1 protein-coding gene is annotated in these 551 nt (G+C 60.8%); it reads right to left on the bottom strand.

Going from position 1 to position 551, the window contains the following annotated elements; genetic code table 11:
- Nucleotides 1-68 precede the first annotated feature (68 nt).
- Nucleotides 69-551: xanthine dehydrogenase family protein subunit M (locus DTF_RS0116275; RefSeq protein WP_027716179.1), on the bottom strand; the 483-nt coding region annotated here is incomplete at its 5' end.

Below are 551 nucleotides of genomic sequence, written 5' to 3'. Positions count from 1 at the left end.
GATGAACAGCAGCATCCCGAGGGCCAGGCCGTCGAAGAGGATTCCGATAAAATTCAGCATAGGCAACCTTACTCCAGGTGCAAGCGGGAGGGTTTTCCTGGATCGACCACCGCAGCCCCCGGCGAAGCGGTGGAACCACATCTGTGGAACGTGGACAACGCCGTCGGGTCGTAAACAGAGGTATCTGTTAAATTTTCGTGTTGCCTCTCGTCAGGGAGGAGACCCATGACCGCCCTTGTCACCAGAGTTTTGGCGATCTCGATCTTGTAGGCGTTTCGGCTCAGCGGCTTTGCACCCTGCAAGGCCAGTTCGCCTGCCTTGGCGGCGGTATCCCCGTCGATGGCCCGGCCTTTCAAGAACTCCTCGGCCGCCGCGGCACGATAGGCTCCAGGTGCGACCGCTCCGAGGGCGATGCGGGCATCGGTGCAGACCCCATTCGTCACCGTAGTGACCGCGGCGACACTGACGATGGCAAAATCGATGGGCTGCCGGAGCGTGAATTTGGAAAAAACCTGCCGCGCCGCGCCGGTGACCGCCGGAACTTCGATTTC

This window comes from Desulfuromonas sp. TF (assembly GCF_000472285.1).
Lineage (GTDB): Bacteria > Desulfobacterota > Desulfuromonadia > Desulfuromonadales > ATBO01 > ATBO01.
This window is presented reverse-complemented; position numbering and strand designations above follow the sequence as displayed.